Annotated in this window: 16 protein-coding genes; 4 read left to right on the plus strand and 12 right to left on the minus strand. The window is 29.3% G+C overall.

Annotation, left to right across the window (positions count from 1 at the left end; genetic code table 11):
• Positions 1-432 precede the first annotated feature (432 nt).
• The 9 genes from ACSHW5_RS14050 to uvrA form a co-directional block, all read right to left on the minus strand.
• A complete protein-coding gene (locus tag ACSHW5_RS14050) occupies positions 433-1,182 on the minus strand; it encodes a LytR/AlgR family response regulator transcription factor (RefSeq protein WP_435676778.1) in 750 nt (249 codons plus the stop codon).
• 1 nt (position 1,183) lies between these two features.
• Positions 1,184-2,029, minus strand: coding sequence for a metallophosphoesterase (locus ACSHW5_RS14055; RefSeq protein ID WP_435676779.1), 846 nt, complete (start codon positions 2,027-2,029; stop codon positions 1,184-1,186).
• Between the two features lie 3 nt (positions 2,030-2,032).
• Positions 2,033-4,021, minus strand: a complete 1,989-nt coding sequence (locus ACSHW5_RS14060) for a histidine kinase (protein WP_435676780.1) — start codon at positions 4,019-4,021, stop codon at positions 2,033-2,035.
• Between the two features lie 89 nt (positions 4,022-4,110).
• The gene (locus tag ACSHW5_RS14065) at positions 4,111-5,202 is read right to left on the minus strand and encodes a hypothetical protein (protein WP_435676781.1); all 1,092 of its coding nucleotides are present in this window, start codon (positions 5,200-5,202) and stop codon (positions 4,111-4,113) included.
• A gap of 371 nt (positions 5,203-5,573) precedes the next feature.
• The gene (locus ACSHW5_RS14070) at positions 5,574-6,164 is read right to left on the minus strand and encodes a hypothetical protein (protein WP_435676782.1); all 591 of its coding nucleotides are present in this window, start codon (positions 6,162-6,164) and stop codon (positions 5,574-5,576) included.
• 2 nt (positions 6,165-6,166) lie between these two features.
• On the minus strand, positions 6,167-7,174 hold the full coding sequence (locus ACSHW5_RS14075) for a YHYH protein (RefSeq protein ID WP_435676783.1): 1,008 nt from the start codon (positions 7,172-7,174) through the stop codon (positions 6,167-6,169).
• Positions 7,175-7,183: 9 nt separating this feature from the next.
• Entirely contained in the window at positions 7,184-7,795 is a 612-nt protein-coding gene (locus ACSHW5_RS14080; RefSeq protein WP_435676784.1) for a hypothetical protein, read from the minus strand.
• A 3-nt stretch (positions 7,796-7,798) separates the two neighbouring features.
• Positions 7,799-8,800, minus strand: coding sequence for a YHYH protein (locus ACSHW5_RS14085; RefSeq protein ID WP_435676785.1), 1,002 nt, complete (start codon positions 8,798-8,800; stop codon positions 7,799-7,801).
• A gap of 485 nt (positions 8,801-9,285) precedes the next feature.
• Positions 9,286-12,078 carry an excinuclease ABC subunit UvrA gene (gene uvrA, locus ACSHW5_RS14090; protein ID WP_435676786.1) on the minus strand — a complete coding sequence of 931 codons (2,793 nt, stop codon included), beginning with the start codon at positions 12,076-12,078 and terminating at the stop codon, positions 9,286-9,288.
• A 213-nt stretch (positions 12,079-12,291) separates the two neighbouring features.
• On the opposite strand from uvrA, the gene ACSHW5_RS14095 reads away from it, so the two are divergent.
• From ACSHW5_RS14095 to ACSHW5_RS14110, 4 genes are all read left to right on the plus strand, one after another.
• Positions 12,292-12,879, plus strand: a complete 588-nt coding sequence (locus tag ACSHW5_RS14095) for an RNA polymerase sigma factor (RefSeq protein WP_435676787.1) — start codon at positions 12,292-12,294, stop codon at positions 12,877-12,879.
• 399 nt (positions 12,880-13,278) lie between these two features.
• Complete coding sequence (locus tag ACSHW5_RS14100; protein ID WP_435676788.1) at positions 13,279-14,397, plus strand: C1 family peptidase; 1,119 nt, start codon at positions 13,279-13,281, stop codon at positions 14,395-14,397.
• Between the two features lie 26 nt (positions 14,398-14,423).
• The gene (locus ACSHW5_RS14105; RefSeq protein WP_435676789.1) at positions 14,424-14,828 is read left to right on the plus strand and encodes a hypothetical protein; all 405 of its coding nucleotides are present in this window, start codon (positions 14,424-14,426) and stop codon (positions 14,826-14,828) included.
• Positions 14,829-14,897: 69 nt separating this feature from the next.
• Positions 14,898-15,236, plus strand: coding sequence for a protease inhibitor I42 family protein (locus tag ACSHW5_RS14110; RefSeq protein WP_435676790.1), 339 nt, complete (start codon positions 14,898-14,900; stop codon positions 15,234-15,236).
• A gap of 29 nt (positions 15,237-15,265) precedes the next feature.
• Here the strand turns inward: ACSHW5_RS14110 and ACSHW5_RS14115 are convergent, their stop codons facing one another.
• The 3 genes from ACSHW5_RS14115 to ACSHW5_RS14125 are packed head-to-tail and all read right to left on the minus strand — an operon-like array spanning position 15,266 to position 17,878.
• Positions 15,266-16,276: an endonuclease/exonuclease/phosphatase family protein gene (locus ACSHW5_RS14115; protein ID WP_435676791.1), complete on the minus strand. Its 1,011-nt coding sequence runs from the start codon at positions 16,274-16,276 to the stop codon at positions 15,266-15,268.
• A gap of 4 nt (positions 16,277-16,280) precedes the next feature.
• Positions 16,281-17,147 (minus strand): rhomboid family intramembrane serine protease, encoded by an 867-nt coding sequence (locus tag ACSHW5_RS14120; RefSeq protein WP_435676792.1) that lies wholly within the window; start codon positions 17,145-17,147, stop codon positions 16,281-16,283.
• On the minus strand, positions 17,147-17,878 hold the full coding sequence (locus tag ACSHW5_RS14125) for a rhomboid family intramembrane serine protease (protein ID WP_435676793.1): 732 nt from the start codon (positions 17,876-17,878) through the stop codon (positions 17,147-17,149). The genes ACSHW5_RS14120 and ACSHW5_RS14125 overlap by 1 nt, the downstream gene beginning before the upstream one ends.

Here is a 17,878-nt window from a genome sequence, read left to right on the forward strand (position 1 = left end):
CTATTTTAGTAAACATTAAAAGGGACGAGAAGTTTATCTTGAGCGGAGCCGAAAGGAGTCCCGTCTTCCACCCAAAACACAAAGCTTCTTAGAAATAAGTAGCTTTTTTTGTGTCTCTATTTTTCCGCTACAAAATTTTAAAAATATTGTAAGAATAACAAAATAAAATTAAAAGGTGTATAATTTTAGAGTTAGGAGGTTACCCCACCAAAAAAGGCGCGGTCGGGCTTTGCGTTGCAATCTTTTTATGCTGATTTTTTTTCAGAGTCTATATATTATTGAAAACACCTGTAATCATTTAAAAGAGCTATTGAAATATGTAGAAACATAAAAAGGATTTCCACTGCAATCCCTAACCCAAGCCTACTAGTATTTTTTAAATCTAGTAATGTAATTAGACCAATGCTTTTTTTAGGTTCTAGAAAAGTAGTATTAAAAAGAATTTAACACCTGTAAAACTTCGTTTCGTTTTCTTACGGACACAGGAATATTAGAGTTGTCTGTAAGCATTAAATAGCCTCCATCAGATTTAATAAATTCTTTAATGTATTTTATGTTTATTAAATGACTTTGATGTACTCTTAAAAACCCTACTTCTTTTAATAAATCTGCATAATATTTTAAGGTTTTAGAAACCAGTATTTTTTGATTATTTTCTAAGAAGAAAGTAGTATAATTATTGTCAGATTTACAACGTATAATTTCTTGAATGTTTACAACTAAAATTTTATCAGCAGTATGCAAAGATATTTTTGTTGGTTTTGTGTTTGGTGCTTTTACAGTTTGTTGCAAAACGTTTATTTGTTCTTTATCTGGCTGAATTTGATGTTGTACTTTTTCTATAGCTACTCTTAAATCTTCTTCTGAATAGGGTTTTAAAATATAATCTATGGCAGCAAACTTAAAAGCTTTTATAGCATACGCGTCACTGGCTGTAACAAATATTATTTTTGATTTTAAATCCGGAAAAATTTCTAAAACATCAAAACCAGTTCCATCTCCTAACATAATGTCTAAAAATAAAATATCTGGTTCTTTTTTGCGTAACAATTTTGCCGCTTCCACAACAGATGCTGCAGTTCCTATAATTTCAATTTCTGTATGATAATTTACAATGTCATTTTGTAGCATTTCTAAAGCAGCAGGCATATCATCTACTAAAATTGCGGAAAGTTTTTTCATATTATAATTTTTCTTCTAGTTCAAAAATGGTAATTTCTGGTCTTACATTGCATCTAACTTGGTGTAAAAACCCCAAAGCTCTATTTATATAAAGTGTTCTGCCGTTAGTTAAGTTTATTTTTCCAGAAGTATATTTATTATTTTTTACAGGAAGTATTGGCGGAGTTAAAAATGGTGGTTTTACTTGACCGCCATGTGTATGTCCAGATAAAATCCAACTATTATAATGATACCAAACATCTAAATCACACACATCCGGATTATGGCATAAAACAAGATTAGCTTTGTGGCTATCTACTTGAGACATTATTTTTTGAGGATGAAAGTTTAATCCCCAAAAATCATCCAAACCAATAATATTTAATCCTTCAATTGAGGTTTCATTATTACTTAAAATGGTAACACCAGATTTTTCTAAAATACCAGTAATTTCATCGGCCACATTTTGTTCTACCCAATTTTTTCCATAATCATGATTTCCTAAAACACCCACGGTTCCTAAATTTCCCTTCACAATATATTTACAAACTTTTTTTAGTTGTTTAAACTGTTGTTCATCTTCATAGGAAACATAATCACCTGTATATACCACAAAATCTGGTTGTAGTAATTGTGCTTTTTTAAACGAATCTATGATGTATTGGTGGTCCATTCTATTTCCTACATGAATATCGCTAATTTGCATTAATTTTTTACCAATTAAATTTTTGGGCAAATTTTTAATGGGCATTTTTATATGAGTAAATTCTAACCAATATGGTTCTATTTGCCAAGCATACATACTACCAATAAAACAGGCTCCTAAAGCGCCAATAGTAGATTTTCTTATAAATTGTCTTCTTTTCATATTTTAAAAATCAGTTTTTAGAGGGATTTTAAACCAAATTTTTGTGCCTAAAATAGTGTTTTCTTTTATAATTTCTTCCACAGAAAAAGCACTATATTTAGATAAATTTTGAATTCTTTCTTTTGTAACTTCAAAAGCTACAGAGGTATGATTTGTTGTTGTTTTTTGTTTTTTAGATTGATGAATTCCAATACCATTATCCAAAATTATACATTCAATAAATTGATGTTTTATTTCAAAATCAATTTCTATTTTACCGTCGGTAGCGTTTGGTGAAATGCCGTGTTTTATACTGTTTTCTATAAAAGGTTGTAATAACATTGGCGGAATCAAAATTTCTTCAGCATCTATATTCTTCAGCGTTGTTTTTATGGTATATGTAAATGTTTTTGCACTTAATTTTTGTTCTAAATCTAAATAGTTTTTTAGGGTTTCTATTTCATCATGTAAACTAATTTCTTCTAATCTAGAATTGTTTAAGATACTTCTTAAAAGAATAGAAAATTGTGAAATTGTGGTATTTAATTCTCTCGTTTTACCAGCATTTCCTAATGCTTTTATACCGTTTAAAACATTAAAAATAAAATGCGGATTCATTTGTAGTTGCAATGCTTTTTGTTCTAAACCTAATAAGTGATTTTTGAATTTTAATTTGTCTAATTTTTGTTGATTTCTCTTGTTTATTTTTTTTATATAAAGATCAAGTAAACCGCTTGTAATAAAGAGTATCAAGGAAAAGCACAAAATATAAAACCATGTTTTTTTATAAATTGGCATTTCAATTACAAATGAAAAATGCTTTAAATTACTAGTTACTTTTCCTTTTTTAGATTGCACTATAAACGTGTAGCTGCCAGCTTGTAAATTGGCAAATTCTATAGTGTTTTTTGAGCTCCAAGGAGAAAAATCGCCCATTAATTTGTACCTGTATTCAACTTGTTTTGGCTCTTGTAAATCTACCGTTTTATAGGTGAAAGAAATATTATTTTCAGTTGGTTTTAAAGTCAGTTTTTTAGTTGAGAAATTATTTATATTGGCATAATTTACAGCAATGTTTTCAATATAAATTGTAGGTTGCTTGTCTATGGAATTTGTAAAATTTAAGGCTTTGTACTTATACAAACCATCATTTTTAGTGCCAATCCAAATATAGTTTTGGGAGTCTTTAAAAACCGTAGTAATGTTATTAGAAATTGCCGTATTATACTTATTTATTTTTTGTTTAAAAGAAAAATCATCAACATTATAAACTTCAATACCATTGTTGTTTGTAATTAACCACAACTCATTATCTAACTTTTTTACCGTCTTAATATGTTCATTTGTAGAGATTATTGTTTTAATATTATTTCTGTGAATTGTTTTTACGTTTTTGTTATTAGCTGCACCAAGTAATAAATCATTTACTATAAGAAGTGTGCTAAAATTATCATCTAATATTTTAACAATATTTGTGGGATTATGAATTTTATCTAAAATCCATAATCCAGTATTTGTAGCAATATAAACTTCGTTTTTATAAGAAATAATGTCATTAATGATAGAGAAATCTATTTTAGAATGTAATGCTAAAGGTTGTAAGATTGTCTCTTTTAACTCAAAGATACCTTCTGTAGTTGCTAAATAAATAGCATCTTTAAGAGCAATTATTTTAGTAACTTTTTTAGTGCTCAATTTTATGGTTTTTCCATTTTTATGTAAAAAAACCTTGTTATCATAAGCACTAATTAGTGTGTTGTTTTTATGTAAAACTGCACTAACTTTTGATGTGTTTTTAATATCAGAAGTAATGAAATTTATACCATCAAACGCTACCAAACCGCTATCTGTTGCCAACCATAAGTAGCCAATTTTATCTTGTGTAATATCATTAATGGTTACATTTGGCAATCCATCTAAAATCGTAAATTTATGTAAGATGTTTTGTTGTGCAGTAACATCAACAGAAATAAGAACAAATAAGAGAAGTATGATTTTAGCAACTTTTTTCATTAAAACAAACTTACAAATTTAAACGTTGTTACGCCATTTTAAATTTTGCGTAACAACGTTTTTTTAATTACAATTTCTATTCCAAATGTTTATTTCATTGCGTATAAACGCTTGTTATTTGTGTCTGGTTCTATGTGTTTTAAATCTCCGTAAGGTTTAATTAAAGGCTTTAAAACACATAAAGCAGTAGTTTTTCCTTTAATGGTTAATTTGCTGTTTTTTACAGAGGAAGTCCATCTAAATTTTTCTGCAGGAATATGATATGAATCTAACATTAGTTTTAAATCATCTTGTAAATTTACCCATTCAATAATATCTTGATTATTGGTAAAAACTGGTATTTCATTATCAGAATTATGGAAATCAAACTCCCACAAAATAGGAACACTAAATTGAGTTGTATACGCTTCTCCAACATATCTTTCTTCGTTATTTTGTAATGTATCATACCAATTAATATCTTTTTCTGAAGGATATTTTCTTGCAATTTCTTTAGATAAATCTATTTTTCCTGGCGAGTTTGCAGTAGGATAGAACACATAAAAAGATTCTGCCAAGTAATAATTAGAGAATTTTCCGCCAAAAATTGTGGCATAAGAAGAAGCTACAACTTTAGGAGTATCTTCTGTACAAAATAACTCTTTTAAAGCTTTCATTAACGTTTCATTTTCCGAGAGACCAGTTGCATGAAAAATAATTTTTGAATCTTGATTTATTACATTTTGTAAAATAGGTAAAGTACCTTCTGTAGTATTTTTATGCAAAGCTTCTACAGAAACTTTTTCACCCAAAACAACAGTTTCTAAGTTTAAACCTTCAAAAGGGTTGCTGTTGTTTACAATATGAATTTCACCAAAAGGAAGTTGAGAAACGTTGGCATTTAACCAAAGAATAATTTCTTCTAAAGAATATTGTCCTTCTACAATTTCGTATTCTTTTTGTTGAAAATACTTTCTTGCATTTGCGTAAAAAACTTCATCACTTTGGTCTATTCCTGTTATAAATACTACGGGTTTTCTAATATATACTGCGTTGTAATTCTCTATGGAATCAAGGTTGTTTTCTGCAATTAATGAAGTTTGATTATCTTTTAGAACTTCTTTTTTATCACAATTGATAAAAGAACTTACAGCTAAAATAATACTTGCTGCGATTACTGATTTTTTTAATAAAGTGCTCATTTTTATACTTTTTAAGGATTAATAACACCGTAAAAGTAGTTGAGAAAATGAGGTAAATTTTGGCTGTTTTAGAATTCGTATGCTAAGAATTAGAATTCGTGTTTTAATAAATTTTGTTTTAGAAATAACCGGTTACAAAGTAAAGCAACAATATTAAAAAACTCAGAATTTATGAAATCCTGAGTTTTTTTAGAGCTGTTTTAGAACCTTGTTTGTTTGAATAAATATTCTTTAATAGTACAGTCTTTTTTTAATTGTAAAGCGTGGCCTTTATTTCTAAAATAAGAATTTTAGTTCTTAGTGTATTTTTTTATTAATAATCACTTAAAATATCATTAGGAAAATATTTTTAAGGCAAAATCCGTAACAGGTTATTTCTGTAAAAACTTTTTTCCCATAAAAAAAACGGGAATGACAACCAAACACCACAAATAATTTTTATTAAACTTATTTTTATTTATCATTAAGTGGTCATTAAAAATAACGGAGGCCGTATAATCATTATCTTGATTTAAGATAATCTTACTTGTTTTTTCATGTAAACGTACTGAAAAAATACTTTGATGGTGATGGTTTTCTTTAAATGCGTTTATCTTAATATTTAAGTTTTCAAATATTGTTGGCAATCCTTTTAGTACAAATTTTAAATCGGTTTGATGATTACCTAATTTTATTCCGCCTTCTTGAAGTGCTACAGCATTGCCATTAATATTTAAATGAAAGTTTTCTTTCAAATATTTTACAGCTAACTGTTTGTATTCAATTCCCGATACTTTATCAAACTCAATAGCATGATAATGCTTTTTTAAAGATTCATTTAATCCCGTTTGACTTAAACTTATATTTAAAATGCTTATATCTTCTTTGACTTCAAGATAATACATGGCAGATAATGGATTATGAGCATAGATAACTTTAAAAGAAGTTATTAGAAATAATACCAGAAAAACTAACTTTTTCATATTTATTGAAAAGAAAAATTACTATTTGCAGCAACTCCTTTTAAACATTTTGGAACGTTAGGAGCATCTGTATTACTTGCAACATAATGATAAACACCTTCAGGGAATTCTGTTGTTGCGGCTGTAATTCCTCCACAATCATCTAAACCAGATGGTTCTACTTCATAAGCATAAATAGGATATCCATCTTTTGCAAAACCAATTAATTTACTGTCAGAAACTTGTTCTACTAGTGTACAAGAAACATCTTTTATGTCATTTGCGTCTAATACTTGATTCATGGTTTCGGCAACAAAATGCCAGTGATAATATCCGGCAGGATCATGATGCCCACCACAAGGATCTAAAGAAGGTATATTTCCACCAGCTATTCCCTGCATACCTGGACCATCAACTACAGATGGTGGGTCTCCATTAATGGGCACACCATCTATAGAAACTCCAATTAATTCAACTGTATCAATAGTATTATTTGATGTTGCTAATACGGGTACTGCAGGTATTAAAAATGTTAATTGTAAGTCGTTATCCGGAGCTGCAGCTAAACAATAAGCGTAGTCTGAGTTTGTAGCTCCTGAAGCAAAATCATCAATATGAATATCTCCATTATCATCTACAATATCATAACCGTCTGCTTCCATAGCGTTAAACAAGTCTGCTTTCATTACTTGAAAACCAGGATTGGTTGCACCGTCATAAATACCTAAACCACCTATGTCATCTAAGGTTTCCGGACAATATGGACCATTATCTACAGGATTGCTAGAAAAAACTAACTTATAACAATCTCCAGAGCTTCCATTTTCTAATGTACAATCAACTTTTTCAAAAGAAATTAATGAGGATGTATTAAAGTAAGACTCTTTAATTAATTCTTCTGTACTTTCTTCATTTTCACCAGAAGTATCACTATTGTCATCACTACTACATGCAGATAGAAAAAGCACAAAAATAAAAGCCATAAAACCTATTATTTGCAGACGTTTTAAAATTATTTTAATTGTTTTCATAGTAATTTGTTATAAATTATTTTTACGTTTTTTTAATATCAAGTATAATGCACTTAAGGCAATCAATGCTACCAAAATAGATACTATAGAGGCTGAAAAAAGAGATTCATTTTTTCCTTCTAATACAAATTTATTGGTATCTGAAATTAATTTTAAAGTATGCTTGTTTTTATTATTTAAAATAAAATGTTCTTTTTTAAAACCTGATTTTAAAAGGAGTAAAGCACTTTGATTTTTGTGTATATCTTTAAATGTGCTATTTTTTACGAACACTTTTTTAATTTCTAAAGGAACTCCTATCACTTCAAAAACTACTTTAGTTTCATGTCCTAATTTTACAACTCCTTTACTTAATTCGATAGTTTGGGTATCATTAAAAATAATGGTTAAATTATTTTTAACATGCTCTAGAACCATTTGCTGAAACTCCTCTGGTGTTTTATAAGGAGTTTTAGCAAAATGTGTTTTTATTTCTTGTTGAAAAGCGGTTAAAGATGAACTGATTTGTAACACCCACGTTTTATTTTCTTTTTCAACCAACATTATGGTTGAAGCATTGGGATTATGGGCAAAACTTATTTTAGAAAACAGTAATATTATAATTATTAAATATTTTTTCATCTTTTAATCTACTGCGTAAGCTCCTTTTAAACCATCTATAAAATTATTATTCCCTGCGTCATCTACATGGTAATGATAACCTCTAGTTTCATCTGAATGTCCTCTTAAATCATCTAAATCTGTTGGAGAAACACCGTCAGCATCTTCTAATTCATAAATACCAAATCCGTCTAAAGCATAGCCTATTAATGATGAATGTCCGTCAGTTTGAGTAATAGTTTGTCTATTATCAATATTACTTGTTGCTGCATGATAATGGTAACCTTGGTGCACATTTATATGTCCTCCAGCATCATCAAAAGGAGCAATTGTGTAGGCTCCAAGAATATTATCTACAGGAGCAGGTGCTGAAAACTCAATTCCATTTAAAGCAATACCACGTGTTGATGGCGCTGTATTTCCAGGACCTCCAGGACCTGTTGAAAAATATGTAGGATTATCTTGAGATATTGGGGTAATTGGAATTAACCATGTTTGCGTTAAATCGGTTACATAAGACGGTAAACATTCTACACAAAAGTTTTCATATTCTTCTCCTACATCTGGGTTTGCTGCGTTTATACAATCATCTTCTGTTTCTGTCACATAAATATCGCCATTTGCATCATACATCATCCAAGTAGTGTCATTGTAAAAAGTTGCCAAATTTTTGATAAAAGCACCATCTACATCATATACTTCACCATCTTCTAGCCATATTCCTCCAGATTCAGCAGAATCACTAATGTTTGTAGGGCACCAAGGTCCTATTTGATGGTCTGTTGGGATACTACTTGTAACAATTTGGTAGCAGTCTGTTTCAGTTCCGTCAGATAAAGTACAAGGAACTGTTGTTATGGTTACAGAACCATCTGTTGTTGTAAAATAAGTGGCATTTACATCTACAATAGAGGTGTCATCAGTTTCATTGTTGGTGGTATCATCATCTTCACTACAAGCTACAAAACTTGAAATTAAAATTGAAAATACTAAAATAAGTGTGCTTTTAAAAAATCTGTTTTTCATGGGTATAAATTTAGTTCTAATGTATTAGATGTGGTTTTTTTAAAAAACTTGCACTTTTTATTTTTTTTTTAGAGATACATATTTCAATTCGAATTATTATAATTTATAAATACGGTATGAAAATGAATACTATTAAAGTATAAAACCTTTTATAGTTTGCTAATCGGTTTAAAATGAATGAAGAATAAAAAAAAATACTTGGTTAATATGAAAAGGAAAAGTTGGATTTTAAAGTGTTAAATGTGGACAAAAAAAAGACTCAAATAAGAAAAGGTTTTTCATGTATTTGAAATATTTAAATCTTTGACTATTACAAAGATAGGAGTCCCGATTGAAACGGCATCCTTTTTAGAGACTTTTAAATATGCGTGATTGCGAGTTTACGAAGCAATCTATTTCTAATTATAAGATTGCCACAGTTTACCAATAAGTAAACTTCGCAATGTCAACTATAAAAAGATACAATGGAAAGCGGGAAATAGCTTCTAATAAACCAATTTCTCTGCTAAATATGTTGCAGTATATGATTTTTTATTTTTAGCTAATTCTTCTGGAGTTCCTTGAAAAATAAGGTTTCCACCATTTTTTCCTCCGGCTAAACCTAGATCAATAATATAATCTGCACATTTAATGAGTTCTATATTATGCTCTATTACAATAATTGAATGCCCTTTGTTAATTAAGGCATTAAAGGAGGCTAATAATTTTTTAATATCATGAAAATGTAAACCCGTTGTAGGTTCATCAAAAATAAAAAGCGCTTTGTCTTTTGTGTTTCCTTTTACTAAAAAAGATGCTAGTTTTATTCGTTGTGCTTCTCCACCAGAAAGGGTAGAAGATGATTGTCCTAATTGCACATATCCTAAACCAACATCTTGCAAAGGTTTTAATTTACTGGAAATTTTTGGTACTAAGTTTTCAGAAAAAAAAGTAACAGCATCATCAATAGTTAGGTTAAGGATATCATCTATAGATTTACCTTCAAATTTAACCTCTAACACTTCTTTTTTAAAGCGTTTACCGTTGCAAACATCACATTCTAAATGCACATCTGCCATAAATTGCATTTCAATAGTAACTTCTCCTTCTCCTTTACAAACTTCACAACGTCCGCCTTCTACATTAAAAGAAAAGTGTTTGGGCTTGTAATTTCTGATAGTAGATAATTTCTGATTAGAAAACAAGGCTCTAATATCATCATAGGCTTTAATATAGGTTACAGGATTGGAACGAGATGAACGTCCGATAGGGTTTTGATCTATAAATTCTACATGTTTTAACGATTCGAAACTTCCTTTAATTGCTGTATGCTGACCTATTTTATCTCCATAACCTATTAATTTTTTTTGCATACTTGGGTACAAAATATTTTTTACCAAGGTACTTTTTCCAGAACCAGAAACGCCTGTGATAACAGACAAACAATTTAAAGGGAAGGTAACGTCTACGTTTTTTAAGTTGTTTTCTCGTGCTCCAATAATTTGAATGCTATTTTTAGAAGTTCTACGTTTTTTTGGAACTTCAATCTTTAATTCTTCGTTTAAATATTTTGCAGTTAAGGAATCTGATTTTAAGATTTCCTCAAAATTTCCTTCGGCAACTACATGTCCGCCATAAGTTCCTGCTTCTGGGCCAATATCAATAATATAATCGGCTTCTTTCATAATATCTTCATCATGTTCTACCACAACAACTGTGTTTCCTAAATTGCGTAAATCTTTTAAAACACCAATCAATCTTTCTGTATCTTTTGGGTGTAAACCAATACTGGGTTCATCTAAAATATACATAGAGCCAACCAAAGAACTTCCTAAAGAAGTTGCTAAATTAATACGTTGACTCTCGCCACCAGAAAGCGTGTTAGAAGTTCTGTTGATGGTTAAATATGATAATCCAACATCTGTTAAAAATTGTAAACGGTTGTTGATTTCGGTTAATAAACGTTTTCCTATTTTGGCTTCGTATTTGTCTAATTTTATGTTCTTAAAAAACACAGCCAATTCATCTAAGGGCAACGTTACTAAATCAGAAATTGTTTGTTTATTTATTTTTACAAAATTGGTTTCATGGCGTAAACGCTTACCGTTACAAGATGTACATTTTGTTTTTCCGCGATAGCGAGAAAGCATTACTCTGTTCTGAATTTTATAACTTTTTTCTTCTAAAACGGTAAAGAAATGATGGATTCCGTTAAAAGATTTGTTTCCGTTCCAAACCAGTTCTTTTTGTTTTTCTGTAAGTTGAAACCATGGCTTATGAATAGGAATATCAAATTGATACGCAACATCTATTAATTCTTCTTTATAGTGTATATAAGAAGGTGTTTTAAACGGAAAAATACAATCTTCCATAATAGACAAACCGGTGTTTGGAATCACCAAATCTTCATCAATGCCAATTACATTTCCGTAACCTTCGCAAGTAGGACAAGCACCATACGGATTGTTAAAACTAAACAAATGTGTATTGGGTTCTAGAAAAGACATTCCGTCTAAATCAAATTTATTACTAAATTCTGCTACTTTGTTGTCTGCTAAATTTTCTATAAAACAAACGCCTTTTCCTTCAAAAAAAGCAGTTTGAATAGCATCTGCCAATCGGTTGTAAAAATCTTCATCATCCTTGGTAATTATTCTATCAACTACTAAAAATAAGTCTTCATTTTTATATTCTTGCTGTGGAAAATCAGCAATTCTATATACTTTATCATTCCATTTTAAACGTGCATAGCCTTGTTGTTCTAAAACCTGTAAAACGGTTTTTAATTCGCGGTTTTCATCAATAATAATGGGTGCTAGCAGTAAAAGTTTGGTTTTATCACTAAACACTTTTATAAATTTAACAACATCAGTAACGGTATCTTTTTTTACTTCTTTGCCAGAAATAGGAGAGAATGTTTTACCAATTCTTGCGTATAATAGCTTTATATAGTCGTAAATTTCTGTGGATGTACCAACTGTAGAACGCGGATTTGTAGAATTTACTTTTTGCTCAATGGCTATTGCTGGTGCAATACCTTTTATATAATCTACTTTTGGTTTGTGTAATTTTCCTAAAAACTGACGCGCATAAGAACTCAAACTTTCTACATAGCGTCTTTGTCCTTCTGCATATAACGTATCAAACGCTAAAGAAGATTTACCTGAGCCAGAAAGCCCAGTAATTACAACTAGTTTGTTTCTAGGAATAACAACATCTATGTTTTTTAAATTATGGAGTTTTGCTCCTTTTATAATAATATTTTCTTTCGGATTTACTTTAGAAATATCAGTCTTCATTCATAAAAATATAAGGGTTAAAAATACCTATTTTTTAATGCATGTTAAAATAAATGTTAATCAAAATGTTAAAATAGTTGTCAAACTAAATTAAAATATAGATATTTGTTTTCCTTAAACATTTCAAAATTAGTCGCGTATAGATAAAAAAACTACTTTTTAAATTATTATTTTAATATAAATTAGAAGAGCACTTGTTCTTCAAAAGTAGTTATGGCGAGAAAAAACACAGTTCAGGACAGTATTTTAGTAAGTGATTATATTCTAGGAAAGGAAGCATCTTTAGAGGTTTTAATAAAAAGACATCAACAAAGATTGTTTAGTTTTATTTACAGTAAAGTTCAAGATAGAGATATTACAGAAGATATTTTTCAAGATACCTTTATTAAAGTTATTAGAACTTTAAAGAAAGGTAATTATAATGAAGAAGGTAAGTTTCTACCTTGGGTTATGAGAATTGCTCATAATTTAGTGATTGATTATTTTAGAAAATCGAACAGAATGCCATCTTTTAAAAATACAGATGAATTCGATATTTTTTCGGTTTTAAGCGATGGTAGCCTAAATGCCGAAAAACAAATTATACAAGAACAAATTTATAGGGATGTTAAAGAACTTGTAAATGAACTACCAGAAGAACAAAAAGTAGTATTAATTATGCGCATGTATAAAGATATGAGTTTTAAGGAAATTAGCGAAAATACAGGCGTAAGTATTAATACAGCTCTAGGAAGAATGAGATATGCTTTAATAAATATGAGAAAACTAATAGAGAAGCATAAAATTATTTTAGTAGATTAACAATAAAACTAAAAGGGTGTCGTTAGTTGTTTGTAACCAGTTTAATAAATTAACTATATGATGCAACTTTACTCAAAAAAGCCGTCTGATTTACAGATGCAACCAAAACAAGAAACAGTTCAATTTTTGATTAATTTTTCCAAATCGCTAACTTTTGTTAAAACCAAATCAAAAAATTTCATTGAATTGAATTTGAATTAAGAGTGGAAAAAGCTTCAACAGATGTTGAGGCTTTTTTTATGGCTAAAAACCAAAAATTCCTTCAAATATAATAAAATACAGTGTTTTTCCTTGTTGATAACCAGTATTTTACCTTACTAATTAGTTTTTATTGATACTATATTTGTACTGCAATTGTACATATAGAATTCTTATTATTTTAATTTAAAACTAATTATTATGTCTAAACAAACAGAAAAATTAACATCAATAAAAAGTGCGATAGAAATTGAAGGCGCCAGCTGGCAGGCTGGTAATTCTGATATTTTTGAATTGTCGCAAGAAGAACAAGATTTACTCTTAGGATATGTTCCGGGAGATGATGAACCTTCTTTAGAAGAAAAAGAAGAGGCTGCACAAGCAAATTTTCAAGATTATATGGCCATGTTAGCATCAAATACAGCATTTTCTGCACCTTCTAGTTATGATTTACGAAATGTAGGAGGTAAAAATTTTATTACTTCTGTAAAGAACCAAAGAAGTTGTGGTTCTTGTGTATCTTTTGGAACTATAGCAACCGTAGAAGGTACAATTAGAAAATTAAGAAATGATGCTAATTACGTAGTAGACTTCTCAGAGGCTCATTTGTTTTATTGTCATGCTAGGGCAGAAGGTAGAAGATGTAGCGGTAGTAAAGGAGGTTGGTGGGTACCACCAGCAATGGCCGCTTTTAAAGATAAAGGAGTTACAGATGAAGCACATTATCCTTATACACCAGGAGATCAAAATTGTACAGGATTAAAAACTGGATGGCAAAATAGTGTTAAGAAAATTAGCGGTTTTAAGAAATTAACGTCTATTAGTAAAATGAAAGATTGGTTGTCTACAAAAGGCCCTCTTACTGCTTGTTATTCTGTATATTCTGACTTTTATAGCTATAGAAGTGGTGTGTATAGAAAAACTGCTGGTGCTACCATAAAAGGTGGACATTGTGTTTGTATTGTTGGTTATAGTGACAGTGGTAGATATTGGATTTGTAAAAATAGTTGGGGAACAGGATTTGGAGAACAAGGATTCTTTAAAATTGGTTACGGACAATGTGGTATAGATAATGAAGTTTGGGGAGTTGAAGGCATTGTAGATTCTGGAAACTTAACAAAAAAAGTAACTGGTCTTTGGGCAAATTCTGCAACTAGAAATGCTTTTGTATATTTAAGTGGAGAAGGATGGAAAAAAATTAGCAATAAAAATGATACTAATTTTTATATCATGCTTACTTATTTAGCAACAGCCAAAGGAATGAATAGAACTGTAACTGTAAAAATGAATAACGGCGAAATTATTGAAGTTTATGCCTAATTATTAATCACTAAAAAACAAATAAAATGAAAGATGATAAAAAATGTAACTGTCCTGAAGAAAGCATGGAAGAATTAAATATTGAATCTTCTTCAGAATCTACACCGCAAGAAAGTTTGGAAAACACGGATTCTTTTAGTGAATCCTTTGGACCAGAATTATTACCACCCGATGAAGAAGAGGGGAATGAAACTGAAGGTTTTGGAGCCGGAGTCTGGCATCAAAATAAAAAAGTTACCTCTTTGTGGGCAAAAGATGAAACAAGAAATTCTTGGGCTGCAATTAGTGGAATGGGTTGGAAAAAATTAAACTCATCTAATAATTCTTCTTGTGTAGCTTTGTCTATACTTGCTGCACATGCTAAACAATATAATAGAAACACCAAAATTAATATTAATGGTGGACAAATTAAAGAAATATATGTTTGGTAGAAAAGAATATGTGATAACTTGGGCAGAAGTGCCCAAGTTTTTTTAACTTTAACTGAAAAATAAGAAATTATGGACGAATTTATTTTAATGAAAGAAGATCATGATAGTTTTATTCATGTGAATATTGGTGATTCTATAAAAATTTTACTCACAGAAAATGCAAACACAGGGTATACCTGGGATATGGAAGGAGAAGTACCTAAAGAGTTAAAGATGATATTTAACGATTATAAATTAACTCATAAAAAAACGTTAGGCGGTAGTGGAAAAAGAGTTGTTGAATTTATTGCCAAAGAACTTGGAGAGGTTAGCATTAAACTAAAATATTGGCAAGAATGGAATGGAGATGACTCTATTGATGATCGTTTTGCGGTAACTATATTAGTGGAAGATGAAGATGAGGATTAATATTGTTGTTTTTAATTAATTTAGTAAAATTACCAATTAACCCTTGCCATTATAGGAAAATGATCTGAATATTTTTCTGAATATGAATTATATTGATTAATGATTGCAGATTCATCTGTTAAAATGAAATCTATTCTCATGGGAAAAGGATAATTAAATGATTTACCAAAACCTTTTCCAGCTTCAATAAAAGCATCTTTTTTATCTTTAGATATTTGATTGTAAACCCAAGAATATGCGGTGTTATTAAAATCTCCTGCTACAATTTTTTTACTTTTCCATTGTTTTTCATGTTTTAAAAACAAAGTAGCTTGTTCTGCCTGTTGCTTAAACCTATCTTTTAAATTTTTTATGAGTTTCTCAGAGTCTCCTTGACCAAAGTTTTCTTTATTTGGCACAAGATGCAACGATTGTAAATGTACGTTATACACTCTTATGGTGTCTTTTTTTCTTAAAACATCAACAAAAATGATATTGTTAAAAGTTTTTTTTAAATCCAAAGATCCTTTGTTTACAATAGGGAATTTTGAATAAATAGCCATACCAAATGGATCACTTTTACTTTTAGTTTTTATAAAAGAATATGGATACGACAATAGATGTTTTTTTATATTATAATTTTCTTGAAGTAATAGAATATCGGGATTGTTCTTTTTAATAAGCGATTTTATTTTTTCTGGAATTTCTTTGGTCTCCGACCATTTAAAATGATTAAATAACCGAACATTATAACTCATTACTTTAACATCATCATTAAAAGAAGAATGCTTACCTGAAATTTTAAAAAGTGGCGATAAAAAAATCCAACCAATAATTAATATGATAGCCGATAAAAAGAAATGCTTCTCTAATTTAAAAGCCCAATAAATGGCAAAAATGATGTTTACAACAATTAAAATAGGAACTAAAAGACTTAAAACAGCAAAAACAGGAATGGATTTTGGTGAAACAAGCGGTAAAAAATAGGAGAATAATAATAATGTAACAATTATTATATTTAGGAAGTAAATTATTTTATTAATAAGAGACAAACTTTTCACAAACTTAGGGTTTTGTATTATTTTTTCCTTGTTTAAACAAAAAGTCTTTTTCTTCTTTTGTTAGTGTATCATAACCAGATTTACTTATCTTATCTAATATAGCATCAATTTTTTGTTGATTAAACCCTGTAGTTGGTTGTTTTTTAGTAGATCTATTTTCCGATTTATATACTGTATGTAAAGGTTTTCTTTTCTTTTTAAACAAATTAAAAAACGAATCTAAGAAATTTGTTTTATTATTACTAGCATAATTTACATATAAAAAACCAAACAAACTTCCGCCTAAATGAGCAAAATGACCACCACCATTGTTACCAATTAATCCCAAAAGATCTAAGCCCACCCAAATTGCAGCTAGGTACCACAATTTTACAAAACCAATAAAACGAATGTTTAATTGATAATTAGGAATATAGGTAGCAATACCAATAAAAATAGCAGATATACCAGCTGAAGCTCCCACCAAACTTGAAGAGCTTCCACTAAAAACTGGAAAGTAGTTTTGGCTTAATAAGTACAAGATTCCTCCAAAAAATGTTCCTAATAAATAAAAAGTTAAAAGCTCTTTCTTTTTGAAATATTCTAGAAATAAATTACCTAAAAAATAAAATGCGATAAGATTAAACAGAATGTGTAAAAAGCCATCATGCATAAAACCGTAGGTAATTATGGTCCATGGTTTGGTTATTAAAGAAGTATAATTATCATCTAAAGAAAACCATTGAACTATAAAATTAGTCTGTTCATTGTACAGTCCGTTTATAACGCCTAAAAGCAAGGTAATCACAAAGACAGCCAAATTTATGTAGATGAGTTGTTCTACAATTGTCCCTTTTTGAAAACGGTTTTTTAAATCTGTTATAAAATTCATTAGTGTATTTTAAATTGATTTTGTTTCCAATAGTACGCTAATAAAAATCCAATAAGTGCTCCACCAATATGTGCAAAATGAGCAATGTTACCCACAGAATACTTTGTCATACCAAAAAATAAGTCTCCTAAAATCATTACAGGAATAAAATATTTAGCAGCAATAGGAACAGGGAAAAATATTAATGCCAATTTTGCTTCTTTAAAATACAAACCAAAAGCAACTAAAACGCCATAAACTGCCCCAGATGCACCCACAGCTGGTGTGTTAAATAATGAGGTAATTTTATTAAATTGTTCTTGAGTAATATTTTCTACAACTCTACTATCATTTGTTTCACCTGATTCTAAAATTGATATAATTTCAGAATTATTTAAACCAGCGTTTATAAAATGTTCATAGATTCCATTAAACTGATAATAATTAACCATTGTGTAAATTAATCCAGCACCTATTCCTGCGGAAAAAAAGAAAAACAAGAATTTTTTTCTTCCCCACATTTTTTCTAATGGTGTACCAAATGCCCATAAACCGTACATATTAAATAAAATATGAGCAAAACTACCATGCATAAAAATATGGGTAAGATATTGCCAAAATCCGAAATGCTCATTTTTAGGAAAATGTAGCGCTAATACATTGGTTAAATCTAATTTTAAAAGTTGCGGAACAAAAAATAAAATTACATTTATTATAATTAGATGTTTTATAGCGTCTGTTATTCTATTCAT

Source organism: Polaribacter sp. (genome assembly GCF_051251875.1).
Taxonomy (GTDB): Bacteria; Bacteroidota; Bacteroidia; order Flavobacteriales; family Flavobacteriaceae; genus Polaribacter.

Coding starts and splice junctions, on each gene's coding strand:
- ACSHW5_RS14050 (WP_435676778.1), bottom strand. CDS start 1,182: ATGAAAAAACTTTCCGCAATTTTAGTAGATGATATGCCTGCTGCTTTA.
- ACSHW5_RS14055 (WP_435676779.1), bottom strand. CDS start 2,029: ATGAAAAGAAGACAATTTATAAGAAAATCTACTATTGGCGCTTTAGGA.
- ACSHW5_RS14060 (WP_435676780.1), bottom strand. CDS start 4,021: ATGAAAAAAGTTGCTAAAATCATACTTCTCTTATTTGTTCTTATTTCT.
- ACSHW5_RS14065 (WP_435676781.1), bottom strand. CDS start 5,202: ATGAGCACTTTATTAAAAAAATCAGTAATCGCAGCAAGTATTATTTTA.
- ACSHW5_RS14070 (WP_435676782.1), bottom strand. CDS start 6,164: ATGAAAAAGTTAGTTTTTCTGGTATTATTTCTAATAACTTCTTTTAAA.
- ACSHW5_RS14075 (WP_435676783.1), bottom strand. CDS start 7,174: ATGAAAACAATTAAAATAATTTTAAAACGTCTGCAAATAATAGGTTTT.
- ACSHW5_RS14080 (WP_435676784.1), bottom strand. CDS start 7,795: ATGAAAAAATATTTAATAATTATAATATTACTGTTTTCTAAAATAAGT.
- ACSHW5_RS14085 (WP_435676785.1), bottom strand. CDS start 8,800: ATGAAAAACAGATTTTTTAAAAGCACACTTATTTTAGTATTTTCAATT.
- uvrA (WP_435676786.1), bottom strand. CDS start 12,078: ATGAAGACTGATATTTCTAAAGTAAATCCGAAAGAAAATATTATTATA.
- ACSHW5_RS14095 (WP_435676787.1), top strand. CDS start 12,292: ATGGCGAGAAAAAACACAGTTCAGGACAGTATTTTAGTAAGTGATTAT.
- ACSHW5_RS14100 (WP_435676788.1), top strand. CDS start 13,279: ATGTCTAAACAAACAGAAAAATTAACATCAATAAAAAGTGCGATAGAA.
- ACSHW5_RS14105 (WP_435676789.1), top strand. CDS start 14,424: ATGAAAGATGATAAAAAATGTAACTGTCCTGAAGAAAGCATGGAAGAA.
- ACSHW5_RS14110 (WP_435676790.1), top strand. CDS start 14,898: ATGGACGAATTTATTTTAATGAAAGAAGATCATGATAGTTTTATTCAT.
- ACSHW5_RS14120 (WP_435676792.1), bottom strand. CDS start 17,147: ATGAATTTTATAACAGATTTAAAAAACCGTTTTCAAAAAGGGACAATT.
- ACSHW5_RS14125 (WP_435676793.1), bottom strand. CDS start 17,878: ATGAATAGAATAACAGACGCTATAAAACATCTAATTATAATAAATGTA.